This is a genomic window from Bradyrhizobium sp. YR681, assembly GCF_000282615.1.
Lineage (GTDB): Bacteria > Pseudomonadota > Alphaproteobacteria > Rhizobiales > Xanthobacteraceae > Bradyrhizobium.
The window spans coordinates 1-24091 of sequence record NZ_AKIY01000059.1 but is presented as its reverse complement, the minus strand read 5'-3'; the positions used below and the strand labels follow the sequence as shown (position 1 = coordinate 24091).

32 protein-coding genes are annotated in these 24091 nt (G+C 64.8%); all 32 read right to left on the bottom strand.

Annotation, left to right across the window (positions count from 1 at the left end):
- Positions 1 to 20 precede the first annotated feature (20 nt).
- Positions 21 to 2048, bottom strand: coding sequence for a portal protein (locus PMI42_RS07805; protein ID WP_008132318.1), 2028 nt, complete (start codon positions 2046 to 2048; stop codon positions 21 to 23).
- A 3-nt stretch (positions 2049 to 2051) separates the two neighbouring features.
- Positions 2052 to 2390 carry a hypothetical protein gene (locus PMI42_RS07800; protein ID WP_008132317.1) on the bottom strand — a complete coding sequence of 113 codons (339 nt, stop codon included), beginning with the start codon at positions 2388 to 2390 and terminating at the stop codon, positions 2052 to 2054.
- Positions 2372 to 2689 (bottom strand): hypothetical protein, encoded by a 318-nt coding sequence (locus PMI42_RS07795; protein WP_008132314.1) that lies wholly within the window; start codon positions 2687 to 2689, stop codon positions 2372 to 2374. The genes PMI42_RS07800 and PMI42_RS07795 overlap by 19 nt, the downstream gene beginning before the upstream one ends.
- Before the next feature lie 165 nt (positions 2690 to 2854).
- Positions 2855 to 4192 (bottom strand): hypothetical protein, encoded by a 1338-nt coding sequence (locus PMI42_RS07790; RefSeq protein ID WP_008132311.1) that lies wholly within the window; start codon positions 4190 to 4192, stop codon positions 2855 to 2857.
- Positions 4189 to 4317, bottom strand: coding sequence for a hypothetical protein (locus PMI42_RS40635; RefSeq protein ID WP_008132309.1), 129 nt, complete (start codon positions 4315 to 4317; stop codon positions 4189 to 4191). The genes PMI42_RS07790 and PMI42_RS40635 overlap by 4 nt, the downstream gene beginning before the upstream one ends.
- Positions 4314 to 4688: a hypothetical protein gene (locus PMI42_RS07785; protein ID WP_008132307.1), complete on the bottom strand. Its 375-nt coding sequence runs from the start codon at positions 4686 to 4688 to the stop codon at positions 4314 to 4316. The genes PMI42_RS40635 and PMI42_RS07785 overlap by 4 nt, the downstream gene beginning before the upstream one ends.
- The gene (locus tag PMI42_RS38995) at positions 4688 to 4861 is read right to left on the bottom strand and encodes a hypothetical protein (protein ID WP_008132305.1); all 174 of its coding nucleotides are present in this window, start codon (positions 4859 to 4861) and stop codon (positions 4688 to 4690) included. Before PMI42_RS38995 ends, PMI42_RS07785 begins: the two co-directional genes overlap by 1 nt.
- A 102-nt stretch (positions 4862 to 4963) precedes the next feature.
- Complete coding sequence (locus PMI42_RS07780; RefSeq protein WP_008132304.1) at positions 4964 to 5254, bottom strand: hypothetical protein; 291 nt, start codon at positions 5252 to 5254, stop codon at positions 4964 to 4966.
- A gap of 12 nt (positions 5255 to 5266) precedes the next feature.
- The gene (locus tag PMI42_RS07775; protein WP_008132302.1) at positions 5267 to 6880 is read right to left on the bottom strand and encodes a terminase family protein; all 1614 of its coding nucleotides are present in this window, start codon (positions 6878 to 6880) and stop codon (positions 5267 to 5269) included.
- Positions 6873 to 7358 carry a hypothetical protein gene (locus PMI42_RS07770; RefSeq protein WP_008132300.1) on the bottom strand — a complete coding sequence of 162 codons (486 nt, stop codon included), beginning with the start codon at positions 7356 to 7358 and terminating at the stop codon, positions 6873 to 6875. Before PMI42_RS07770 ends, PMI42_RS07775 begins: the two co-directional genes overlap by 8 nt.
- Before the next feature lie 327 nt (positions 7359 to 7685).
- A complete protein-coding gene (locus PMI42_RS07765) occupies positions 7686 to 8435 on the bottom strand; it encodes a hypothetical protein (RefSeq protein ID WP_008132297.1) in 750 nt (249 codons plus the stop codon).
- A gap of 10 nt (positions 8436 to 8445) precedes the next feature.
- Positions 8446 to 9648 carry a helix-turn-helix domain-containing protein gene (locus PMI42_RS07760; protein WP_008132296.1) on the bottom strand — a complete coding sequence of 401 codons (1203 nt, stop codon included), beginning with the start codon at positions 9646 to 9648 and terminating at the stop codon, positions 8446 to 8448.
- 112 nt (positions 9649 to 9760) lie between these two features.
- Complete coding sequence (locus tag PMI42_RS07755; RefSeq protein ID WP_008132294.1) at positions 9761 to 10036, bottom strand: hypothetical protein; 276 nt, start codon at positions 10034 to 10036, stop codon at positions 9761 to 9763.
- The gene (locus PMI42_RS07750) at positions 10033 to 10401 is read right to left on the bottom strand and encodes a hypothetical protein (protein WP_008132292.1); all 369 of its coding nucleotides are present in this window, start codon (positions 10399 to 10401) and stop codon (positions 10033 to 10035) included. The genes PMI42_RS07755 and PMI42_RS07750 overlap by 4 nt, the downstream gene beginning before the upstream one ends.
- Positions 10398 to 12128 (bottom strand): SNF2-related protein, encoded by a 1731-nt coding sequence (locus PMI42_RS07745; protein WP_008132290.1) that lies wholly within the window; start codon positions 12126 to 12128, stop codon positions 10398 to 10400. Before PMI42_RS07745 ends, PMI42_RS07750 begins: the two co-directional genes overlap by 4 nt.
- On the bottom strand, positions 12119 to 12499 hold the full coding sequence (locus PMI42_RS07740; protein ID WP_008132288.1) for a hypothetical protein: 381 nt from the start codon (positions 12497 to 12499) through the stop codon (positions 12119 to 12121). Before PMI42_RS07740 ends, PMI42_RS07745 begins: the two co-directional genes overlap by 10 nt.
- Positions 12496 to 12705, bottom strand: coding sequence for a hypothetical protein (locus PMI42_RS38990; protein WP_008132287.1), 210 nt, complete (start codon positions 12703 to 12705; stop codon positions 12496 to 12498). Before PMI42_RS38990 ends, PMI42_RS07740 begins: the two co-directional genes overlap by 4 nt.
- A complete protein-coding gene (locus tag PMI42_RS07735; protein WP_008132286.1) occupies positions 12702 to 12962 on the bottom strand; it encodes a hypothetical protein in 261 nt (86 codons plus the stop codon). Before PMI42_RS07735 ends, PMI42_RS38990 begins: the two co-directional genes overlap by 4 nt.
- Positions 12962 to 13240: a DUF2312 domain-containing protein gene (locus PMI42_RS07730; protein ID WP_008132285.1), complete on the bottom strand. Its 279-nt coding sequence runs from the start codon at positions 13238 to 13240 to the stop codon at positions 12962 to 12964. The genes PMI42_RS07735 and PMI42_RS07730 overlap by 1 nt, the downstream gene beginning before the upstream one ends.
- Positions 13241 to 13300: 60 nt before the next feature.
- Positions 13301 to 13507 carry a hypothetical protein gene (locus PMI42_RS07725; RefSeq protein ID WP_008132283.1) on the bottom strand — a complete coding sequence of 69 codons (207 nt, stop codon included), beginning with the start codon at positions 13505 to 13507 and terminating at the stop codon, positions 13301 to 13303.
- A complete protein-coding gene (locus PMI42_RS07720) occupies positions 13504 to 13857 on the bottom strand; it encodes a nucleoside triphosphate pyrophosphohydrolase family protein (RefSeq protein WP_008132280.1) in 354 nt (117 codons plus the stop codon). The genes PMI42_RS07725 and PMI42_RS07720 overlap by 4 nt, the downstream gene beginning before the upstream one ends.
- Positions 13858 to 13999: 142 nt before the next feature.
- Positions 14000 to 17800, bottom strand: coding sequence for a DNA methyltransferase (locus PMI42_RS07715; RefSeq protein ID WP_008132276.1), 3801 nt, complete (start codon positions 17798 to 17800; stop codon positions 14000 to 14002).
- On the bottom strand, positions 17797 to 19686 hold the full coding sequence (locus tag PMI42_RS07710; RefSeq protein WP_008132275.1) for a DNA cytosine methyltransferase: 1890 nt from the start codon (positions 19684 to 19686) through the stop codon (positions 17797 to 17799). The genes PMI42_RS07715 and PMI42_RS07710 overlap by 4 nt, the downstream gene beginning before the upstream one ends.
- A complete protein-coding gene (locus PMI42_RS07705) occupies positions 19683 to 20381 on the bottom strand; it encodes a hypothetical protein (protein WP_008132274.1) in 699 nt (232 codons plus the stop codon). Before PMI42_RS07705 ends, PMI42_RS07710 begins: the two co-directional genes overlap by 4 nt.
- A 9-nt stretch (positions 20382 to 20390) precedes the next feature.
- Positions 20391 to 20678: a hypothetical protein gene (locus PMI42_RS07700; protein WP_008132273.1), complete on the bottom strand. Its 288-nt coding sequence runs from the start codon at positions 20676 to 20678 to the stop codon at positions 20391 to 20393.
- 3 nt (positions 20679 to 20681) lie between these two features.
- Positions 20682 to 21197, bottom strand: a complete 516-nt coding sequence (locus PMI42_RS07695) for a DUF7220 family protein (RefSeq protein ID WP_008132272.1) — start codon at positions 21195 to 21197, stop codon at positions 20682 to 20684.
- A complete protein-coding gene (locus PMI42_RS07690; RefSeq protein ID WP_008132271.1) occupies positions 21194 to 21487 on the bottom strand; it encodes a hypothetical protein in 294 nt (97 codons plus the stop codon). The genes PMI42_RS07695 and PMI42_RS07690 overlap by 4 nt, the downstream gene beginning before the upstream one ends.
- A complete protein-coding gene (locus PMI42_RS07685) occupies positions 21484 to 21972 on the bottom strand; it encodes a hypothetical protein (protein ID WP_008132270.1) in 489 nt (162 codons plus the stop codon). Before PMI42_RS07685 ends, PMI42_RS07690 begins: the two co-directional genes overlap by 4 nt.
- A gap of 2 nt (positions 21973 to 21974) precedes the next feature.
- Positions 21975 to 22235: a hypothetical protein gene (locus PMI42_RS07680; protein WP_008132269.1), complete on the bottom strand. Its 261-nt coding sequence runs from the start codon at positions 22233 to 22235 to the stop codon at positions 21975 to 21977.
- On the bottom strand, positions 22232 to 23575 hold the full coding sequence (locus tag PMI42_RS40370) for a ParB/RepB/Spo0J family partition protein (protein WP_008132266.1): 1344 nt from the start codon (positions 23573 to 23575) through the stop codon (positions 22232 to 22234). Before PMI42_RS40370 ends, PMI42_RS07680 begins: the two co-directional genes overlap by 4 nt.
- Positions 23572 to 23796 carry a hypothetical protein gene (locus PMI42_RS07670; RefSeq protein WP_008132265.1) on the bottom strand — a complete coding sequence of 75 codons (225 nt, stop codon included), beginning with the start codon at positions 23794 to 23796 and terminating at the stop codon, positions 23572 to 23574. The genes PMI42_RS40370 and PMI42_RS07670 overlap by 4 nt, the downstream gene beginning before the upstream one ends.
- The coding region (locus PMI42_RS07665; RefSeq protein ID WP_210160931.1) for a hypothetical protein at positions 23793 to 24091 on the bottom strand (299 nt) is incomplete at its 5' end. The genes PMI42_RS07665 and PMI42_RS07670, both read right to left, overlap by 4 nt.

Below are 24091 nucleotides of genomic sequence, written 5' to 3'. Positions count from 1 at the left end.
CTCTCCCTCGTGACGGACGATCAGCGCATGCCTGCGCCAATTGGCGCAGGCTGACGCGGCGGTTGCTGCATGGCGGCCTGACCCTGCTGTTGCAGGAACGGCAACATCACCTCGTGCGCCTTGACCAGTGAATCCCGTACGAAGGTTGCGGCATCGAGTTCGGACGCGCGCGCCAAATGGCCCGCGCGCGCGGCTTCTGTCGTCACCTGCGCCCGCTTGGTTTGCGCGCTCGCCAGTGAGAGCTCGGCCGATGCAAGCGACCTCTGCGTCTCGGCTGCCTGCTTGGCGTTCTTGCCGGCGGCGTGCTGCAATTCGAGTTGCGTCTTGGCCTGCTGGATCTGCAGCTGTTCGGGCTTGGGCGCCATCATCTGCTGCAGCTTGTCCTTTTCGTCGCGCGGGATGTCCGGGTCGATCTCGACCAGGATCTGCGGCGGGATGGTGCCGGGCGGATATTTCGAGAGCTTGTCGGACAGCTCCTGAAGCGCCGAGATCAGGTCGCGGCCCTCATCGAGCACGATGTTGACGTCGAGCGCGCCCACGGCATTGACGAGGACGGGACGTCCGTATTCGTCAAGATCGACGCCGTTGATCTGGATGAACTCGGCAAGCTTCTGGTTGTTGTTGACCCTGATCCAGCGCTCGGCGGTCCAATGCCGCTGGCAGGCGTTCCAGATCTTGCGATAGAGGTTGAGCCGCCACATCCGATGCCCCAGCACGAACGGCCCGAGCTCGGCCATGCCGGGCTGGCGGAGCAGCTCGATCGCCTTGCCCGACAGCTGCGTCATGCCGGCGCCGGTCATCGCGGCGATGTTGGAGTTGGCAAAGCCATCCAGTTCGTTCTTGGCGTCCTCCGTGAACGAGGTGAAGGTCGCCACTTCCGGCGTCGTGTCGTCGATCTTGAGGTCGAAGCCCTTGTTGCGCTCGATCACGCCGTCATGTCGCGCGGCCTCGAGGCGGGTGCGCTCGACGTCGTCGACGGCACCCTTCTCCATGTTGATGCGCCGCGAATTGGCCAGCGCCAGGGTCTTGGACTTGCCTTGGTTCAGCGCGTCCTGCGGACCCTTGAAGGTGCGGACGAACGAATAGCGGTCGCCGTCCTGGTCGATGAACGGTCCCCACATCTCGAAGGATGAGACCGACTGGCCGCGCTCGTCGAAGAACGGCGAGACGCCCTCGTCGAGCAGCACGTTGGCGACGTAGAACGCCCAGCACCACTTGCCTTTGTGCTTGTACCAGTGCTCCACCATGCGCACGCGGCGCGTGGACGTGATCAGCCACTTGATCTCGCGATCCGGATTTGTCGTCAGGTCGCTGTCGCCCTGGAACAGGCCCTGAAGCAACTCCTCCTTGTCGGGGAAGATCTCGACGGCCGCGTCCACATCCATCCACTTCGCGACGCCCTCGTACCGGACATCCTTGAAGTCGAAGCGAAACGAACGCGGATCGTAAAAATATTCGTCGCCGATGACCCACTCGATACCGACGTCGGGGTCGCCCTTGTCGCCCTTCTGGAGCACAAGCTGCACGCCGCCGATGCCGTCGATGCCGGTCTGAATCAGCGTCCAGTAGTTCGTCGAGTTCTTGAACTGGTTGGCATCGAGCACGTAACGAACGGTCTGCGTCGCAACGGAAGCGCCCGCCTCGCTCTTGGGATCGCGCCCTTCGGCCTTGGGGTCGCAGCGCATGCGCTCGACGACACCGACGATGCCGTTGATCTTGCGTCCGACCCGGTTCCAGATTTGCACGGGCTGATGGCGCGCCTTCAGCACGCGCAGCTGATCGGCCGTGAGCTGGGCGCCGTGATAGTAGCGCCGTGAATCCTTGGCCTCCTCGACCTCCTCGACCTTGCTGTCGACGTAGTCGAGGTATTGCCGGCGCAGCTCGCCGACCGTGAGGAACTGGTTCGGATTGATGTCGCCGCCGCCGACCGGATCCTGCCGCGAGAAGTCTTCGCTCGTCTCAGGATCGCGGCCGCCCACAAGCGGCGCGACGCGCGCGGCGTCCGCGCGGTCCATTTCGTCCAGAGGCGAATATTCGATGAGCGGCATCGGCTACTTCGTCGCCACGCCGCGCATGGTCTGCGACTTGCCGGTATCACCTTCCTTGCCGGAGGCGATCGGCTTGTCCTTCTTCAGCTTGGCAAGCTGCTTTTCGGAGATGTGGCCGCTGCGGGCGAGCCGCTCGGCCTTCTGAGAGACCTCTGCCATCTTGGCGGATTCCTTGGCCGCTTCTTTCCGAACCATGCCCATGAGCTTCTTGTCCCCCTGGATCTCTTCCGCGCGCATCAGGGTCCGCATCGCTTCGCGGACTTCCCACTCGTCATAGCGGCGCGCGGCCTCGCTCGTTGCGGGCACTGGCGCATCCCCGACTTTCACCTTGGACTTTGCCATGCGACGTCTCCCTGCCCCTGCTCGCGGCGGCGGCGATCGGCAAGCAACTTGGCTGCCGACTTCGCCTGATGCCCGTCGCCCATCAGGCTGACGACGCGCGAAAAGCCATATTCGTTGATCAGGTCACGCCAGGCGCGGTCCATGCCGTCGATCTTCATCATCATGCCGAGCCGGTCGTAGGCTTCCGGACTGTCGTCATCGAGATCGACTTCCGGCTCCTCCGGAATGTCCTGCCAGCGCGGGCGATCGTCGTTAAAGAAACGCTCGCGCCGGCGACGTGTCAGCGACCGTGCAAGCATGAGGCTAGCCGTTCGCGTCTGATGCGGCGGCGCTCTCTGAGCGGATGATAGTAGAGCTTGGTTCCGAACAGCCGTTTGGCAGCAACACAAACGAACGCTTCGACTATCCCATAACCGTTCAGCCGCGACAGTTCGTAAAGGGTCCGCCAACCGCTCGCCATCGCCTCACCCCTTCGCGATCATCTTGTCCAGCTGCTTGTCCGAAATCCGGCCCTTGGCATAGAGCGCTTCGGCCTCACGCTGCTGCCTGGACTTCGGCTTGTCCTTGCCCAGCACCTGCTCCAGCTGCTCGCGCGCGACGTCGAGCGCGTCGACGGGCTTGTCGAGGAGATGGCCCTCGACCTGCTCGGCGACCGCCTTGCAGTTGGCGATCGCTTCATCGGGCGTATTGCCGAAGGCGACGACGGCGCCGATCTCGGCGCAGCCGGTCCATTGCGGGATGACGTAATACTCGCCCTCGATGCAGCAGAAGTTGCGCAGCTTGACGAAGTCGCGGACCTCTTTCGGGATCGCAACGTGCATCCAGTTCTGATCGGCCCACTCGCTGATCAGCAGGACCTCGGCGCCCCACTTGGCCTTGTACTCCGGCTCGACGATGATGCCTTCGGCGGCGTTCCAGATCACCTCGGCGATGTTCTCCATCAGGACCTGATAGAGCTCGTTCGGCGGCGAGCCGGCGCGGCAGCACGGGTCGATCAGATAGGCCTTGCCGTCCTTGGTGCAGCGCACCTCCGTCGAGAGGAAGCCGCGGTAGCCGTAACCTTTCAGCGCGGGCGCCAGCTTCTCGTTGACGCTGCGGACCTGTTCGGGAAGCTCCGACCAGCGAACCGTCTTCATCAGGTAGGCTTCGTCCTTGACCTCGACGCCGGTCATCGCGCTCTTGGCGAACCGGCCGTCGACGCAGATGCCGTCATAGCCGGTCTCGACGGCATCGTTGATGCCCGCCTCGACCGTGAACTGCATGATCTTGGTGTAGGCCCCGAGCTTGTGCTCCAGCTCGTTGAGGCGCACCTCGACCTTGTCATAGGACTTGGCGCCGAAGGTCTCCATGTCGCCGCGCGTGCCTGATATCTTCACCCACTGATCGTCATGGGCCTTCAGGTACTTGCGGAGCGCATCGAGGCCGGTGATGACCTTGTACAGGCCGATATCGATGCCGAGCTTCTTGCTCTTCTCCTTGGAGACCGGCCGGTCGATCTCGAGCTCAGCGCCGCCGCGGCAGCCGAACACGCGCTTGCCTTGCGCAACCAGCCACTTCTGCATGCCGGCTTCGTAGACGTCCGGGAAAATCCAGATGTCCACCTCGTCGAAGCAGTCGAAGGGGTTCTCGACGCGCTCGACGCCGGGCAGGCCTTCGCCAATCAGCAGCGCGTTGGACTTCGGCATGCCGCTGGTCCAGGGCACGTAGTAGAGGACGCGCCCGAACGACTTTGCGAGCGTCACGGCCAATTCAGTGAAGACGCCATTGTCGTAGACGAGTGCTGTCTTGGACTTCAGGTTCATCGGCAGGTCGAATCCATCATGGCGTAGAGCCAGACAACAGCCAGCACCGATATCGTGACCAGCGCCAGCAGGGACCAATGACGACGCGCCACAACGATCCAGGCATCGTGAGGCCGATACATCATTGTGTGAGCCTCAACTGGTGAAAGAACGCGCCGTCATCCTCGGTCGACGGCTTGATACCGAACGCCTCGGCCTGGTCGTAGATCGCACCCATCGCGAACTCCCGGCAGGAGCAGACGAACAGGTAAGCGCCGTCATGGTCGGACCAGGTGTCGACGACCAGGAAGGATTCCGTGATCGGCAGCATGATGGTCTGACCGGTGCCGCCCTTGCCCTCCAGCGGATAGGTCCAGACCTTGGGCTCCCCGACCGGGTACATGCCGATCGCGTCGCACACGGCGCAGAGGAATTCCTTCCACTGCTTCTCCGTCAATTGCCCGTGCAGGACAACGCCGAACGAGCGCATGCGGCTGCCGAGCGGCTCGCGCGCCATCAGACGTCACCCAGATGGCGCTTGGCGGCCTTCTCGGAGACCAGCCCGCGATTGATGGCGCTCTTGGCGCGCTTGCGGGTGACGCTCTTCTTGGCGGCCCCAGACGGCTCGCGGCGCGGCCTGCCCTGGTAGGCGAGCGCCTTGTTGGCCGGGGCGGAGGTGGTGTCAGCCATCGGCATCGTCTCCGTCAAGCTCGTCGGCGTAATCCCGCCATTCGTCCGGATCGTCGGGCTCGACCTCGACGCTGTCGAGGTCGTCATCATCGTTTGGGCCGATCAACTCTGCGACTGCTCGCCCTGCGGCGCCGAACCCTCGCGATGCCCGAGCAGCGCCTTCATCTCCTCGAAGTGCTCGCGGCTGATCGGGGAGTTGTGCTCAATCGCGTGCTGCACGCCCGCCACCAGGGCGGCGACCCGCTCCGAGATCGAGGGCTCGACCGGCTCGACATAGCCGCCGGCCTTGGCGCGCTCGAGGTTCTCCGCGTTGCGCTTGGCCTCGATCTCTTCGAGGGTCGGGGCGGCGGCCGGGGCAACCTGGTCGCCTTGGGCTTGCTGCTGATCGTCCATCGTCGTTCTCCCTTACAGGGTTGCAGTGTCGTCGGTGTAGCGCTCTTCCCGGCTCTCGCCGTAGGCTTCGCGCGCTTCCTTGGCTGCCGACGTCAGCGACTTCACCCAGGGGCGCGAGGCGCAGGCGTAACGACCATCGTCGGCGGCGTGATCCTCGCCCGTGGTGTCGAGGTCTTCAGGCCGGGCATGATCGTGCTGGAGCACGGGCACGGTCCGGATGAAGTCCACACAGGTTGCGAACACGTAGAGCATCGGCCGGCCGGTCATCCAGTCGACGGCGCCATCCTCGCCGCGCTTGGCCGTCCCGATCAGGCGCGAACGCATCAGGTCCCAGCCCGACATCGGGCCGCCGCGGTCCCGGCTTTCGGAGCGGGAGACGCGCGTGTTGTCGGCTTCGTGGAACGGGATCAGCTTGTCCTTGAGCAGCACCGCGTTGATGCGCTCTGCGATCGAGGGGCCGCCGTCTTCCTTGAAGGTCGAGGGATCGAGCACGCCGTAGGACAGCTTTGGATCGTCTTTCTCCAGTTTGACGATGCGCTGGCCGACCTGTTCGGCCGTCAGCTTGCCGCCCTTGGCGCCGTAGGCTTCGCGATAGCGGATGAGGGCGCCGCGAGGCAGTACTCGTGCTCGAATGCCGGGCTGAGCCTCGTCGCCACGATCGCCGGCTGCGGAAACATGTCCGCGACTTCTTCCCGCGTGAGCCAATGCCTCGGACCCGCGAAGGTGGTAGTCGTCGCCGACGACGGCCCACCATCCGATGCTGTACGGGCTGAAAGAGCCCCAGTCCCCAGAGCGAAACCGCAGCCAATGGCGCGGAAGAGTGAACGGCGTGAGAACATGCTGGGGGTTGCTCCACTCGTCGAAGAACGCGCCCTCGACCACATCCCAGTCACCATCGCGCATCGCCTTGACGAGGGACGCGGACCCAAGGCCGTACAGCTTGGCTTCATAGTCCGGATCGTCCTTCATCATCGAAGGATTATCTTCGAGCCGCGCCGGGATGAACTGCCGCAGCATGCCGCCTTCGCTCTTCGCCATGCGGCGGATCGCAAGCGGCATCGTGCCGGTGATGAAGGTCGTCTTGACCCAGAGATGCCCGGTATTGCCAGGGTTGGAGCCGCACAGGATCCGCGGAAACTTGCCGACATACTCCGCCGGCAGCGTGATGCCGACCATGCGCACGCGTCCGCGCAGGAAGCGGTACATGAACTCGGAAAAGTGCGTCAGCTCGTCGATCAACAGGACGTGGATTTCCGCGCCCTGGTACTTGTAGACGTCGCTCTCCGCCTTGCAGTGGCAGAGATAGATGCGGCTGCCGTTCCAGAAGCGGACTTCATCGCCGATAATGCGGCACCAGCCGCCAAGCACCAGCGGCGCCAGCAGCGCGCGAAAGCCTTTCGGGCCTTCGAGGTGGTTCTTGTAGAGATCCTCGCGCACGCGGCGGAACAGATAGACCTGAAGGCCTGCGATCGAGCAGCACCACACGATCGCGGCGACCCGCATCAGATGCGACTTGCCCGGGCCGGCCGCGCCGCCGAACAGGACTTCCGTCGCCTCGGTTAGGAACGCGGTCCACTGTTTCGGCCAGAGGTGAACGCGGAGCGCGTCGGGCCGCTCGTCATGCACCGCCCGGCGCGCCCGTCATGATGATCGTCGGCCCGCCGACCGTGACCGCGGCGCCCGCGAGCGGCACGCCGTCCTTGCCGGTTGCCTCGACCTTGTCGCGCCAGATGCCGGCGAGCTTGGCTTTGGTCTGGATGCACTGGTTCGCCGCGCTCGGCTCCTTCAGCTTCATCGCCAGATCGCGGGCCTCTTCGGCCTCGACCAGGAGCGAGGCGACCGATGTCGAGGCCAGCATCGCGCCCTGATACTGGATGCCGGCGACGCGCTCGCGGATCAGCTTGCGCTGGCAGAATTTGCGGGCGTTCGCGCGAAACGACGATGCGGCCGTGTCGAGGCCGCCGAGCGCCGCCGCCTCCTCCTGCAGGCTCGCCGTCATCGGCAAGCCGCGCTTGGCGCGCTCCTCAGGAGTCAGCGCAAAGCCCGCAGCCAAATGCTGCGCGGCGCGCTCTTCCTGCGGGTTACGCAAGGCAACGGAGTGCATCGATCTGATTCCATCTGAGTCCGCTCTGACTCAATCTCGCCGCAAAGAAAAAAGGGCCGCTTCTGATGAAGAAGCGGCCCAAGTCTAGGGAGGAAACGCCCAAGGAGGGCAGCGGCAACAGGGGCTAACCGATCGCCGCACAACCTATGTCTGAAACGCAAAACGCCGCCCGCGTTTCATGCACGAGCGGCGTTCCGCCGGTTCACCATCCCACAGAGGAGGAGCGTTTTAAGCTCCTACAAACGACAAAGCCCCGCTCGATGGCGGGGCTTACGTCTCTCAGGCTTCGCACTTTGCGTGGTACCCTATCCGGGTCCCGCATCCTTCTCAGCGCTCGACTGTGAGGTCTCCTGTTGCTGCGACGATACGGGTGATCCGCCCGAAAGCTTCGACGAGATAGAGACGCGGACCCTGATTCGTGTCAAGCGCGCCAAGAACCTGCGGCGGCTTCTCCCACCGCTCCTTGGCGGCCTCGCTGCGGCGAACCTCGGACAGCGCGAACTGCTTTGCCGTCAGGTCGATGTCCCATTCATCGAAACTGCCGATGTCTTCCTTGAAGCGGAGCATCTGGATTTCGTGATCCTCGGCCAGCGCCAGATGCTCGCCGAACATGCAGATGCCGACAATGCCGTCGAGCTCATAGAGCCGCATCAGGTTGATCTTCTGGCTGCTCGGCGTGAGCCTGCGGAAGAACACGTAGCCCGGATAAGGCAGCCGCAATTCCTCGCTCACGACGTGACGCTTGTTGCGCGTTTTCGATGGCAGGAACCGTTTCGGCATCTGGCGCAGCTTGCGCCCGGCCGGGTACCAGGCCTCGCAGCCTTCCCGCCGCAGCGACTGCCATGCGGCATGCTCGCGGTTGGTGTCCGCGCGCGCGATCATCCAGGGATCGAAGCATGGGACGGTGTCGTCTTCGCTCAGACCCTTGACCGGATGACCCGCTGCAACCAGCCCCTTCGGGGCATTGTACGCTTGCCGGCGAGCCGCGGCGCGCTCCCGGCTCTCCGGCGTCCGGCGCTGTTCCTTCAGATCGGCGGCGAGTTTGGCGTTCAACATGGCCGTGGTGATGTCCGGCATTCCTCTGCTCCTAGTTGAAATCGTTGTAATCTTGATCGGTCATCAGCTGGTCGGGCGGCCGTTCGGCCTCCGTGTAGACCTTGCCGTCGACCGATGGCGGCCACGGCCAGGGCGCGTAGATGCCGCGACGCTGCTCAAGCCCCATGCCCCGGGTGTCCATCAGGGAGGCCCGGTTGCCCGGTACGTGCGTTGCGATGAATTTCGACCAGGCGCTGATCTGGTCCGAACGCTCGATCCACAGGCCGCGCGGGGTCATGCCCTCGCTGTTGAACGCGAGCAGCTGCGGTGTCAGCGCCCTCGGATAGACGATCCGGCCGCGGCTTTCCGGCGGGCGCGTGCGGGCAACCGCGTAAAGCGCGCTGATCGCCTTGCCCTCCGGGCTTGCCGCGTCGTAGCTCGCAGGCAACGCCGCAGCGGCGGCATCGGGCGCAAGCTTCGCAAAGCCTTGCCACGCATCGCGTTCCTTCAGGAACAGGTGCGCACCTAGCCGAGCCGGAGGCCTGCGCTGGCTGCGCAGGTGAACCGCATAGCCCCGCGCGGCTTGTCTCGCCATGTTCCGTTCATCGGCGGAGAGCGCTTGCCAGACCTGTTGCGCGATCGACTGGCGCAAGATCGGCTCGCCCCAATCGCTTTCAAAATCCTTCCAACCTTCGAGATCGCCAGCCCCCCGAAGGGGGGACAGGGGGGAATCTTCAGGTTCAGGTTCAGAGGTTAGTACCTCGCACCACTGCGAGGGCTGACCGAGGGCTGGCGCAGGGCTAAGGGTTTCGGTAGCAATTTCAGCGTCGTCGGTTAGCCCTTGCTGGCTGCTAGGGCTAACCTCGTCGACCGTTTCCACCTCCTGGCCGATCGCGCGGGCTTCGATAGCGTCGCTGTCGGCATCGAGCAGAAGCCGGATTTCATCGGTCGTGCGCTTGCCTCGCCCCTCGCTGTTGCGTCGGCCGTTGCCGTCGATCCACTGCGGCAGGCGGACGATCGCGCCGATCTGTTCCAGCCAGACGAGGCGACGGCGAACCGTATCGGCCGACAGGTCCGTATCGTCGGCGAGCTGGTCGATGCCGACAAAGCAAGACGCTTCGCCATTCACATAGAGCGCCAGCGCCCGCAGGACCGTCTTGGCGTTCGGGTTGTTGAGTTTGAGCGAGCGCGCCCATGCATGCGCCTCGTCGGAGGCGACGCGGCGTGCCCGGCGCTTTGCGGTATCGGTCGTCAAAGGGTCACCTGTGGACAAGTCGAACAACGGGCATGGCCGGGCCAATCCCGGGCATGAGCGCGCGACGCCATCGGCCGCGCGTGAGACAATGCGAGGGTCGAAAGGCCTGCCCTCATGACGCCCCGCCGATCTTGGGTGCGCACGGCAGGTCGTCATCAAAGCGCCGCTGCGCCGCCGACGTCGAGGCGCGCCACTCGCGCCAGGCGCTGCCGTCGGGTGCGTGCACGGTCACCTTGACGGCGCCGCAGACCGAGCAGGTGCGCTCGGTCTGCTGATGCCGGTCGAGCTCGAGTGAGGGCGTCACGCTGACTGGATCGCCGAAGACGTGGCGCTGCGCGGGTGCCGGCGGAGCGTCCGGGAAATTGCCCGTCACCACATCGCCGCTCATGGCCGCGCTCCTGTCCGGCGCTTGTCGAGCGCGGAATAGCCGGGCGGCGGATCGCCGAACACAGCGGCCGTCAGGTCGCGGCGACCGGCCGCGGCCCCACGCCGCTCAAGCTCGGCATAGGCCTGTTCGGATGGTCCGCTGCCGTGCCGTCCGGCCGTGAATGCCGGCCCGAAGCGGAGGTAGCGCGCCGTGACGCCCGCCGCACTCTTGCCGATGGCAAGCCCGATCGTGGCGCAGACCTCCCCCTGCTTGCCCCAGGGACCGTCGCTGTCGCCGTAGTGGTCGGCGAAGTCGCGCTGCCAGATCGCGGCTGCCTTTCTGATGTCGGTCATCGTCCAGGGTGTAAATCGGCTCTGGTCGGTCATTGCCCCTTCTCCAGGTACATTTTGGCGAGTGTCTTGATGCGGGATGCATCGGAGTGCACCTGCTCAAGGCCCGCCTTGGGATCGATGATGCCGCGCGCCTGGCTGGCCTTCAGGCCCTGCACGGAGGCGATGACGGGATCAGACCCGCCGTCGGCGACGATGAAGATTTCCGTGATCGGATCGGTCCGCTGATGCGGACGCAGCCGGCCTGCCAGCTGCTTGTGGACCTCGCGCGACCAGTCGAGCTCGCCGTGCACCACGGTTGCGCAGCGGTGCTGCAAGCCGTCGAGGCCGGCGCCGGAGCGCAACGACATGATGATGCAGTCGGTCTCGCCCTGCATGAAGGCGCGCTTGACGCGGTCCTTCTCCTTTGGCGTCTCCGAGCCCGTGTAGAGCAGCGGATTGTAGGCGGCGAGCTCCCGCATCCAGATGTCGTAGACGTCGCGGTGCCAGCCGCCGAGGATGATCGGCGTCTTGGCATCGAGCAGGATCTTGACGTAGCCCGCAACGTGGCGCGCCTTGGCAACGCCGGTCGTATGGCGCGCCATCATGTCGAGCTCGCGCGCGGCCTGCCCGCGCTCTGTGAAGGAGCCGGAGAGAACCTTCAGCGCCAGCGTGCGGGCGAGCTGCTCGTCCGCGGCGGCGGCCTCCTCGTCGTAAGGCACGTCGACCACGATCCGGTTGGAGGGCGGCCCGCCGCCAATCTCGCGGATCATGATGTTGAGGTCGCGAAGGTGCGCACCCAGCGCCTGCGGTTTCTCGATGATCAGCTTGGAATCATCAGCGTATTTGCACCACTCGCGGATGAACTCGTCGCGGGTGCCGAGAATGCCGGGCTCGATGATGTCGAGGATGTTGAAGATTTCCCCGCCATAGCCGTAGATCGGCGTTGCCGACAGCCCGATCCGCAAGGCCGAATGGTTGGCGAACACGGAGGCGGCCTCGCCTTTTTGGGTGCCGCGGCCGTGGCGCAGGTTCTGCACCTCATCGAAGATCGTGGTGCGGAACCGGCCCGTTGCGGCGATATCGCACCATCCCCACTGGTTGGAATAGCGGAAGATGTAGCAGTCGACGTCCGGCAGCGGATACGGCTTGGTCGACTGGATCACGTGGCTGGAGAGCGTCGTGAACTCGCTGATGAATTCGCGCTGCCATTGCTCGGAGACATGGGCCTCGCAGGCAATCGCCATCGGCAGCATCTCCATGCCCGCAACGAGCGCGGCCAGCGTCTTGCCCATGCCGACGTCGTCGGCGATCAGAAGCCGGCCTGTGCGCCGGGCGACCTCGACCGCGCGGGCCTGGTTCGGCCGCAGCACCTTGTTGGGACGCAGCATCGCGGGCCTGCCCGACGGCTGCCAGTCTCGCGTCAGGACCTGGTCGATCTCGGAGCGGACGCGCTCATGGCGGATGCGCCCTTCAGCAAGGCGCGCGCGGTCGGCCGGCGACACGACGAGCGGATAGCGCTCAAGGAACCATTCGAGCTCCGAGCGCGTCTCGTCGGTATCGACAAAGGTGTAGGAGCCGACCTGCGTCGGCGACAGGCGCGGGAATATCCGCTTGGCGCGGATGGCGACCTGCGGCTCGAGCTCGGTAATGACCCAGCAGCGCAAGACTTCCGAGTAAGCGAGCTGGCCATAGGTTCGCGGGCCCGCTGCCTCCTCGCGCCAGGCGAGTGCTGCGGCAGCGGCCAGCAGATCGTCGTTCTGGACCGACATATTCACAGCCATGCCCTTCCAAGATTGGCAACCGCGGTCGGCTTGCCGCCGACCTCGTCCGGCAGGTTCATCGGCACGTTGGTGGCGAGCACGATCTCGGCGACCTGCGGATGGGCGCAGTAGCGCTCGACTTGCCGATAGATCGCCCGGCGCGATCCGCCGATCTTGACCTCGATGGCGCAGCATGGCGCGAGCGGCTGGAGCAGCGCGCCCTCGCCGACCATGAAGTCGACGATGTCGCTGTCATCGAGGCGGACTTCGCGGACGAACGGTACCTGCTCCAGCTCCAGCATCTCCGCGATCTTGGCTTGCAGGTCCTTCTCGTCGGACAGCGGCAGGCGGTAGCGGCCGAAGATGTCAACGATCATCGCACGGGTGGTCATACCTGCACCTCGACGGGTTCGCAGGCGGGTACCGTGTGGCCATCATCGATCCGCACACCATCGCGCCAGTATTCGTACCAATCACGCTCTAAAGGACCTTCCGCCTCATGGCGGCCGACCTTCACAACGGGGCAGTCGTAGCAGGCGCGCTCGCTCTTGCGCGCGAGCGGAAAGTCGGTCTTTTTGGCCCAACGATGACGTTTCACGCCCCGCCCCGTCGCTTCATGAACTCATCGAGTGGGGTTGGAGCGGCCTCGCCGCGAGCGCGACGAACTGCAACCATCACCCCTTCGGCAAGCTTTTCCGCCTTCTCGATCGTGAGATTGAGTTGGCAGCCGAGCCCGGCGATCTCGACGAGCGGCATGCCGATCTCTTCGGCCGTAAAGCCGTAGACATTGACAATCTGATGGCTGCTGCTGCCGACCGGAAGACGGAGGACAGGAACGTCCCTGCGCAGCGCCATCACAGCATCCCCAGCGCCTGCATGTAGGTCTCGAGGATCGTCTCGCTTTCCGCCCGCTCGTTCGGATCCTGCTTCCTCATCCGCACAATGGTGCGCAGCGCCTTGACGTCGTAGCCGTTGCCCTTGGCCTCGGAGTAGACGTCGCGGATGTCGTCGGACGTGGCTTTCTTTTCCTCCTCCAGCCGCTCGATGCGCTCGATGATCGATTTGAGCTGGTCCTTGGCGAACTTGGTCGACGGCGCTTCATCGGCAGATGCGGAATCGTTGCGCGCGAGCATGGCGCTTCTCCGGTTTTTACGATGTCAGGGGACGCATGACGCAACAGGACGAACGGACGTTCACTCGGCGGGCACGATGCGGTAGCCCGCCTCCTTCAGCGCGATCAGAACGGCGCGCACGGGAAGGGATTCTTCCGACAGCAGCCGACCGGACCAGCGGTAGGGCACGGTCGAGAGCGCGACCGCGATCACGAATTCCGGGTCGAGACGACGGCCCTGGTCGGGCACTGCCGGCATGAGGTCGATGCTGGTCGGGAGCGGGGTCAAAACTGCTTCCCGTTTGCGGCAAGCCGCGCTTCGGCCTTGTGATCGGCGCGCTGCTTGTTGTAGGCGCGTTTCTCGGCGACCGCGCCGTCGAGGTCATAGCCATATGCGCCGGCGTAGTCGAAGACCCGGATCAGGATGTCGGCAAGCTCCACCTCCGCCATCTTCCGATGCGGCAGGTGGGTATCCATCAGGTTCTTGCGCTCGCCTTCAAGGCACTCGGAGACCTCCGAGTGGATCAGTGCGAGCAACTCGCCCTTGTTGCGGTTGAGGCGCGCGCCCGTCGCCGGGTCGTGCCACCAATGCTGATTGTCGGCGTGGCAGTCGTGCGCGAGATCGTTAAGATTGCTCATGGATGACCTCAAAGGAAAATGCCGACTACCGCGCCGACGAATGCCGCGGCAATGAACAGCCTCTCCGGCTGGACCGAGTGAACGGCGGCAATGATCGGGCCGTGGCCGTAGCTTCGGTAGTCACGGTATCGCGCGAGCATCATCAACCTCCGTCACTTGCGCACCGCTGGGGGGGGGAATTGGCAGCATCGAACGCCGCCAGGTCGAACAACGCCGGCACGGCCATCTTCTCTTCGGCCTGCCGCAGGTACTTCACGCCATCGGCGAAATAGGTCGTCGACAGCTCGGTCGCGGCACCCCGCCGGCCCTTCATCAGAGCCCGGTAGGGCACGGTCATCAGCCCGCCGAAGGGATCGAACACGAGCTCGCCCTCGTTGGAGTAGCGCTCGATCAGGCGGTCGACGATGTCGAACTGCAGCGGGCACAGATGCATCTCCGCGCCCTTCCTCTGCTGCATCATGTTGAGCGTGCGCATCCGGTTGATGTCGCTCCACACCTCCGGATCGTGCGAGCCGGGCGCAATCGCCATGAAGGTTGCCGGCAGCGCGCCTTGCGCCTCCAGCCGCTCGCCGATGGCAACGTGCGCCTCATGGTCGTAGACGCGCTCTGTGCTGATCCTGGAGAAGTGCTTGGCGTGATCGGCCGCGTCCATCCCGGCGAATTCCTCCACAGTGAGCAGCCGATTGCCGGAGGAGCGCCAGAAGCCGTGCGCGTCGATCTGCCAGCGGGCACGCGTGTAATCGTCCTTGCTCTTCTCGACGGGGACATCGGCGTAGGAGCGGGTGCGGTCGCTCTGGGGCTTGCGGAACAGCAGCACGTATTCGGGCGAGCCGACGCCCATCTTGGTTGAATCCTTGGCGTTCTCGCTCCAGCCCAGCCGATAGGTCTGGTTGTTTTCCCGCACGACGTCGGTCACGACCGTGATCATGCCCATGTACTGGAAGCCGTGAGCGCGGTAGTGGCCGATCGCCTCCGCGTGGAAGGGCGAGATGGTCGGAACGCCCTCGCCCGTCACCGAGCCAAACAGCACGCGGTCCTTGACGTGAATGCAGGCCAGCCGGCCAGGCTGCAGCATGCGGAACAGTTCGCACGTCAGAAAGTCCATCTGCGCCCAGAAATGGGCGTTGTCGTCGGTATGGCCGAAGTCGCGGTAGGAGGCCGAATATTCGTAATGGTTGGAGAACGGGATCGAGGTCACGACCAGGTCGACGCTAGCCGTCGGCCAGGTACGGCATTCGAGCACGGCGTCGTTGTTGATCGCGCGGAAGTTCTCGCCGCGCTCCTCGTGCCGCGCGATCGTCATCGTGCGCAGCAGCTTGTCCCGCAGCGGCAGTGTGTTCAGCCCGTGCTCGGCAATGATCTCGCTCATGCGCTTGCGCATGGCGGTATCGAGCGCCCACTTCTCCTCCAGCACGGCGCGGCCCGCGCGCATGTCCTCGCTGTAGATGATATCGATCTCGACCGGGTGCTTCTGGCCGAAGCGCTGCAGCCGGTAGATCGATTGAATCCAGTCGTTGAACTTGTAGCCATCGCCGGGCATGCCGACGTAGATCGCCTTGTGGCAGTGGTACTGGAAGTTCGAGCCGGAGCCGGACAGGATCGGCTTGGTCGCGAAATACTTGGTCCGCCCCTCCTCGAAATCGTGCAGGTGACGCTCCCGCTCGTCGATGTCCATGCCGCTGCCGGTGATGGCGACGACGCCGGGAACGGCCACCTCGATCGCCTCGCGCTCGGCTTCGAGGTCGTGCCAGAGGATGCGATGGTCTTGCGGATCCTGCGCCAGCAGCTCGATCATCTTGGCGATGCGCGCAGGCAGGCTGTCGCGGCGTGACTTGGCGGCATCCTGCAGGGACGCCGCGCCCTTGCGGAACAGCACGGTCTGCCCGTCGCGCTCCGGTTCGGCCTTGGAATGATCGGCCGCGACCTCATGCCAGCGGATCGTCAGCGGCGGCAGCTCGTAACCCTCGTCGCTATAGCCAAGCTCGCTCGGCTTTTGCAGGAAGGCGGCCCAGGAGTGAATCCACATCCAGAACTCGTCTTCCTTGTGCGGATAGAGCGTGAGGTCGCCGGCTTTCTCGCTGTTGCGCTGGAAGAAGCGCGTCAGGGCGAGGCCCGTGTCCATCACGCCGAGGAAGCCGGAATAGTGGATTAGCTCCTTGTAGCGGTTCGGCGAGGGCGTGGCGGTCGCAACCAGCTTGAAGGCGACCTTGCCGAACAGCGGCAAGAACTCCTGGAACGTCTTGCTGCCGTAGGACCGCAGCACGCTCGCCTCGTCGAGCGAGCAGGCGGTAAACAGGTTCGGGTCGAGCTTGCCGTCGCGGATGCTCTCATAGTTGGTCAGGAAGTGCCTGATGCCCTCCCCATAGAGGGCAAGCCGCTCTTCGTCGGTTCGGATGAAACGGACCTCCATACCGAGCAACGAGGCTTCCTTGATGAAGCCATGACGCACACCCAGCGGCAGCACGCACAAGGTCGCCCCGCCCTGCCGGCGCTGGAGCTGCCGGCACCATTCGAGCTGCATCGCGGTCTTGTGCAGGCCGAAGGAGGCGAAGATTGCCGCGCAGCCGAGCCGCAGCGCCCAGACCACGAGGTCCTTGCAATGCGGCCTCAGATAATCGTGCAGGCTGTCACGCTCGACCTCGATGCCGCGAAGCGGCGCGGTCACGACCTTGCCGTGGAGGAAGTCGTCATAGGAGGAGAGCGGCGCGGACGGCGAGGTGTCATCCCATGCCATCGCAGCCGCAGCCTGGAGCAGTTCCGACCATTCGGCGCTGACGTCGGCGGGCGGCGGCTCGTCGTTTCCGCCTGCGCCAATTGGCGCAGCCTCGCGATGGCACTTCGCGGCGATGCCGGCGAGATACTCATCGTGCGGCTGAAGGGGCGAGCCCGCGTCACTCGCCGGGGACAAGGCGGACGCGGGCTCTGATCGCAGCGCGGGGGCATCGGGTGGGGGTGCGGCTGCGATGTTCGATTTCGTCTTGCGCTTCTTCGGCTTGCTACCCGCGATCCGCGAAGCATCGCCGGGCTTGATCGGCTCGCCTCGGCCGTCGACCGACGGGCCTTCCGGAAAGCGCCGCCAGTGCGCCTCCGTTGCCGCGTTCATGCGGACAAAATCGTTAGACCCGAACTTGATGACGTGGCCGCATTTGCAGGTCGCGACCGACACGACGCGGCCGTCGGCAACTTCAGTCGTCATCGAAAAGATGTGGTTGGCCGGGAACTTCCTACGCTGTTCGAAGGCGAAGACGAGATCGCGCACGATCGGATCGGAGATCGTCGCGCCGGCGTCGATCGCGGCGTAGGTTTTCTGGTCGAGATCTTGCTTCACCTCGCCTTCGAGGTTGCCGGGCGCATCGTCGGTCACCATGGGCGCGGGTTGCTGATCGGCGAGGTCATAAGGATTGAACGTCAAATCGAGAGCGGCCAACCGCTGCGCACCCTCGTCGGTCAACTGAAGGGTATCAAGGACGTCCTTGATCACAACCCTTTTGACGAGACCCTTTTGGATCAAGCGCTCGATAGCAGGTCCCGTAACTTTGACACCATTATTGATTGAGCCGAGCGCTCTGTATTCGGTCCGCAGGTCAAGTTCCGGAACAGGCTTCAGCGCCAGCGCCCATTCAATCACCCGCCCCGCATATCCCTCGGTCCAGTTGACTCCCTCGCCTTCCTTGGCCCGCATGTTCTTGCGCGCCTTGCGGACCATCGCCGCAACCGCCGCGCGCAGCGCTGCTTCACGTGAAACGAATTGCCTGCCGTCCACCCGGAATCCGGGCGGATGCGCCAGCCAGCTGCCGCCTTCGAGCGCGAGCACGCCGATGCGCGTCGAGGGCGAGCGGTAGCGCGGATTGTCGTGCTCGAAGAGCTCGCCCTGGTCGTCGCGGAAAGCGAGGCCGCCGATGCCGAGCGGGGGTTCGCCCTCGATGGTGCGCAGCACGCTCATTCGGCGGCCTCCATAAACTCAGGCGCAGGCGCTGCTTCATCGGGGCGATAGTTCGCCTTGACCAGGGCGGCGGCGATCGGCGGGCAGACGCTGTTGCCGCATTTGGAGACCTGGTCGGTCCCCGTGATCGGCAGGCCGTCGGGCAGCCGATCAATCACGTAGCTCTCGGGGAAGCCCTGAGCCCGGAACAGTTCGCGCGGCGTCAGCATGCGAAGGCCAATATCGACGATGACGAACGTCTGCCCAGCAATCTCGACCGTGACGAATTCGCGATCGTCCCAGAGGCCGTGTGCGCGCAGGAGATCGGCGACCTGCCGGGCACGAGCGTAATGCTCCGGCCCGAACGGCGGCGCTGCGAGCAGCGCGCTCGACAGACCGAACCGGTCCTTGACTGTCGCAGTGTGAAGCGGTTCGTTTAGCTGCGGATCCTGATCGGCGCCGTAATACTTCTGAAGGAATGCAGCTGAGACCTGCGTCTTGCCCTGCCCGTCGGCCATCACCGTCCGCGCAGGCTCGTCGGCGCCGTGGCCGATGCCGGTCCCGAACTGGCGCACAATGTGGGCGGCAGCCAGCGACTGCGTTGAGCCTTTGCCGACGACCGTCGAAACGCCCTCGCTCATCGCATGGCCAGGCTCTTGGTAGTTGTTCTGCGCCATAAAGGCTGCGATTACCTGGTTCTGGTCGCCGTCGGATGCGGTCACCGTATGCAACGGATCAGTCGCGGTGCGATTGTTGCCGCCCTGCTGGGCAGCCGAAATGAACACGGTTGCGAGTGAAGATCCGTTTCCGGTCGGGACGGCGGTCGCCATCGGCTCTTTGATCGAGCGCGTGCGCGGCTCCTGCCCGTCGCGTTCGCCATAGCGAGGCACCATGAACGGCGCGACAAGGACGCTGTCAGCCTTGGAGGTCAGCGTCTGCGAGGGATTGCCAAGGCCGCGCGGCTCGGTCTGAGCCATGCGGCCGCCAACACCTGCGAGGAATGGCCCAACGACGGCCTTCTCGCCCCGATGCGCGGCAGTCGCCGTCCGCAGCGGCTCTGACGCAGCCTCTACCCGATCGCCGCCCTGATGCGTCAGGTTGACGATGAACGGCTCGGCCGCGTCGATAACGTAGCGCCGCACGCCCTTGGCGAGCCGCGCCATCGAGGCATCGGCCAACGGCCGGATTGCGCGGCGACCATGTTTGGCGAGGATCTCCGCGGCGGTATCGAAAATCGACGGGCACGGCAGCGACCAATCGATGATCTCCGCCGCTGTCCGCCAGGGTTTCAGGCGCCCTTGTTTCACGGCATCCGACTTCGGATCGCCATGCGTCTGATCAGGCCAGACGATTGGCCGGCCATCGCGCCGCGCGATCAGGAACAGCCGCTTGCGGATGGTCGGCGCGGCGAAGTCGCAGGCGCGCAGCTCGCGCCATTCGACGGCGTAGCCGAGCCGCTCAAGCTCTGCGACCCAGCGCTTGAACGTGACGCCCTTCTGGACGGGGCAAGGCTTGTTGTCCGACCCGAGCGGCCCCCACGTCTGGAACTCTTCGACATTCTCCAGGATGATGACGCGCGGCTTGACGGTATTGGCCCAATGCACGACGACCCACGCGAGCCCGCGGATCTTCTTCTCGACCGGCTTGCCGCCTTTCGCCTTAGAGAAATGCTTGCAGTCTGGAGAGAACCAGCCGAGCCCGACGGGCCTGCCGGCGCAGGCCTCAACGGGATCAACCTCCCAAATGTCGGACTGCAGATGCAGCGTCTGCGGATGGTTAACCTCGTGCATCCCCAGCGCGACCGCTTCATGATTGATCGCGATGTCGGGCGAGCGGCCAAGCGCAAGCTCGATACCGGTCGAGGCCCCTCCGCCGCCTGCGAAGCTGTCGACGATGATCTCCCTCACGCGGCCACCTCAGCAGGGACAGCGGGGATAGCGGGCTTCACCTCAACCGGCGCCACATGCCATTCGACCGGATAGCGGCACGCAGGCATCACCTCAGGCCGCGCGACCCGCGCATAGACGTGCAGCTCGCCCGTCCCGATCGTGATGTAGAACGTTCCTTGGTCGAGGCCGGCGGCCTTCAGGTCGACGAACAGCAGCGAGGCCGCTGCATCGAGGCGGCTACGCTCGCTGTCGGCATCGCGCTTGAGCTTCGCCTCGCAGTTGGTGGCCGCCAGGCTTCCGAAGAACGTCACCCAGTAGAAGCCGTCGCGGCAGGGGCCAATGATGCCGGAATTGTCGATCGAGGGGTCGCAGGCGATCTCCCCATCATAGCCCACCACGATGTGCTCGCAGCCGTTGCGGCTCGTGCCAGAGAGCAGGAAGACCGGCTTGGAGCGCTGATTGACGGCGGCGACATGGTCGAGGATCGCCTGCAGCGGCGTTGTCCCCGGAAACAGCACGTTGAGCGTGACGATGCCGCGGGCGTTGAGCCAGGTTTCGGCGCGCGCGGCCTGCTCATCGCCCGACACGGCGCCGTCAGCGAAGTGAGGCACGTCGGCGGCGTCCATGTCGAGCGCGATCGCGATGGCCGTCCTGTGGCAGTCGCCGTAGGTGGTCGGCGGGCGATGGCGATGGAGTTGCTTTTGAGGTTTCATGCTGCGGTCCTATGCGTCAGGCTTCTCGCCCAGCGGCACGATTTCGGGGCCGTTGAGCAGCACGGTTGGACCCGGCTGAAACTTGGGCTGATACCCGAACGTCACAGGCGCCCGCAGTTCGGTGCGGTCGGGGTTGATGACCGGATAGGGCGCATTGGCGCCGCGCGGGCCGTAGAAGATGACCGGGATCTGGCAGTGCTTGCAGCGCCCCTGAATTTGGAGGCATGCCTGCCCGGGTTTATCCGTGAAACACGCGACGTTGATGTTGAAGTGGAAGTCGTGCTGGGCACAGGTCATGGCCTACTTCCCCCTCTTCCGCGCGCGGTCGAACTTCTCGCCCTCGGCGATGATCAGCGCGCAGGCCTTGACGAGATCGCGGCGGAAACCTGCGGGCTTCCACCACGACCAGGCCCAAGGCCAAGTCACAGGCGGAGATTTCTCTTCGGCCAACGGCTCACCGGCATGGAGGGCGTAAGTCGCGCCAGCCTGCGCAAGCTCTCCAGGATCATGCTGCAGGTCATCATGCTCGATGCTCCACCCCTCCTGCTCGATCTGCCGGAAGCGCTCCGCAACGACGGCCTGCACGAAGGCGGACAGCGGCCGGCGGATGTGCAGCGCCTCGAAGATGCGCCGCATCACGAACTGCCGCGCGATCGAGACGACCGTGAAGATCGCCGTGATCATCAGATTTTCGAGCAACGCCGGGTGGAATCCGAACAGCGGGAAGACGAAGATTTGCGTCAATAGCGCGACGGCAAAACCGATCGCGGTCGACAGGATCGTCTCCATGAACGACATGAGCCGGGACTGCTTCATCGAACCGGCCTCTCCGGATACGGCGAGATCTCGCGCGCATAGGCGTAGGTCTTGGCGCGCGTCCAGTTCTGCGAGCGATTGAGCTCGGCGCCAGGAGACCACCCCTCCCTCACGTCATCTCCGATGCGATGCATCGGAGGATTCCAGCCGCGGGCGCGGGCGATGTTGCGCCGCGCGCCGCGATAGGTGACGGCGGGCCGCGGCGACTTCGGCTTGCGCTTGTCCGCAGCCTTGATGCCGGCCTTGATCTTGGCGAGACGCTCGCCGGCGTCGCGATGTTCTTCGTTCATACGCCCTTCCCCTTGTTGAGCATGCTCGCAAGATCGAACGTCTCCACCTCAACGGAGCCGTCGTCCTTGCGCGCAAACGAGATGTCGAAATCCTGCAAGCCGTGTTCGGCGAGCGTCAGCTGCTGAAAGTAGAGCTGCGCGACCTTCTGCAAGAACACCTGCCCAGACACGGTGGGGCTTACGGGATGCCCCCCCATCGTGGTGGGGCGCATCGTCGCGGCGATGTGGGCTGCCACTTGTGCAATCGCAACCGCGAAGATGTCGGTGATGGGTTCTGCCGTCAGGCCCCGCCTGAAGGTCTTGAACCGATCGGCGCAGTAGGCCACGCACAGCGCCTGCATGTGCGTTCCGATTCTGTGGCCCTCGATGATGGACGGATCGACCGGAGCAGCGTCGACTTGCGCATCGACCGCAAGGCAGCGCATCACCTCCGCCATCGCGGCGTCGCGGACGGGCTTTGCGGTATCGTACAGATCGTTCGGCATGGTCACGGCCCCAGCACGGAGTTGATGGCGGCAAAGTCGCTCAGATCAGCGTCCGCAAAGAACACGACGCTCCCCTCAGGCGTGCGCACCTCGCGCCGCGTGTAGCGGGAACGCTTGACCTCGGACGAGATGCTGCCGAGCGTGGTCGGACGATGCGCCATCGCAACGGGCACACGCTCCTGCGCGATGTGCTCGACCTGGTCGGGATCGACCTTGACGACGCGGCCATTGGCGATGCCGCCGATGAGACGGACCCAGATCATGCGGCGGTCTCCTCGTCGTTGTGGCGATGATCTTTCTTTTCGACGGGGTGCTGCGTGAAGCGCACAGCGTCGTCCGACAGTGTCCATGACTTGCGGCAGGTCGGCGGAATCCAGCGCGGCGCACGCGGCGCCTCGCCCTTGATCCAGATCAGCCAGATGTAGGCGGTTGCCGTGCCGCCTTCAGGATCCCAGCGGCCTTTGCAGAGGTTGACGCGCTCGGCATAGAACACGATGCGCGTCGGCGGATTGTCCTTGAAGATGCGTTCGTACCGGCCGACGGTCTCCAGCCATTGCAGGCGAACGAACATGGCGACGCCGACGTGGGCGCGCTTGAGCGCCTGCAAGACGAACGCTTCGCCCTTCTCGTTAAACGGCGGGTTGGTGACGATGAAGTCGCGATCTTCCCCGTCCGCCTCGAGCTCCGACAGGAAGTCGAGGACACGATCGCCGTAACCGTAGTCAAAGATGTCGGTCGCAAGCACGTCCGGACAGTATTCGCGCAGAACCTCGGCCATATGGCCTTCGCCGCAGGCCGGCTCCCAGATCCGCAGGCGCTCGAATTGTCGGCCGCTGCCATCGCTGGCGTTATCGTACGTGTCGAAATACGGGATCAGGATCTCCTCGATCAGAGCCCGCGTCGCCCACGGCGGCGTCGGGAAGAAGTCGAGGCTGTCATCCGGCTCCTTGCGCGACGACATGATCGCGCGGGCGCCGTTCGGCAACGCCTTCTCCAACGCGGCCGGCTGCTCAGCTTCCGGCAGGCGCGCTATCTTCTCGGCAACGGAGACTGCGACCTTGTCCTGCTCGACCGCGGTCTGCAGCTCCGGGATACCCTGCTCGACGACTGTTGCCGCGCGCTGCACGCTGCGCCGGCCGACGCTCATCAGATCGGCAGCCTCGGTCTGCGAGACCGAGGCTGTAGGCTCAGGCTGCGGCTCCGGCTCCGACGCGCTCACCAGGTCCAGCAAGGGTGCGCCAATTGGCGCAGCCTGCGTGTGCTGGTTGGCGCCAAGCTTCAAAGTCGCGATGCGCGCGGCAACCATCGCGCGCTGGCTCTCAGTTAGATGCCTGCGCTTCAGGTTCTTCGAGATCACCCAGTTGAGCGCCTCGCGATCATCACCCGTGAACTGCTCGGTCCTGACCGGTAGCCCCTTGCGTGTCGCCGCCGTGTAGCGGTTGCGGCCGTCCAGGATCATGTCCCGATGCAGGATCACGTCCTCGAGCTGGCCGTTCTGGCGGATGTCCTCGCCAAGATCCTCCAGCTCCGGATCCGACAGCATCGGAAACAGGTTGGCGAGCGGATGGAATTTGATGGGATCGTGGCCGGGCTCGAGGATCACGACCGAGCCCTCCGCCGCTGCATGGCCTGCCACATACCTGCGAAGAACACGACGGCCAGCATGGGCCAGGCGAAGATCGCTCCCGCCGACACCAGGACGCACACCACGGCCGAATACCGGAACGCCTTGTCCATGGCGCCTGCCGAGAACAGCAGCATCCAGATCACGGTGCCAATCAGCACGTAGGCGAAGGCCCAGTTGACAAGGTCGACGCTCGTCATGCCGCGCGCCCTTCCTGCTCGCGGCGTTCTCCGCCGGCATAGATCGAGCGGATCAGCGCCCAACCCATATCGGTTGGCTTGAAGAACGGACCGCGCGGGCGCTCGCCGGGCAGATGCCGGTACCAGATCTCGATCAGATGCCGTCGCCACAGCGGCGTCATCGCCTCGCGCTGGTCGCGGGTCAGGGTGGCCTGACCGCCGTTACCGCAGGTCACAGCCAGTTGCTTCAGCGTCGCGATCTGGCGCTCGGACAGACGGGATTTGCCGGTCATGCGGCAGCCTCCGTCAGCACCAG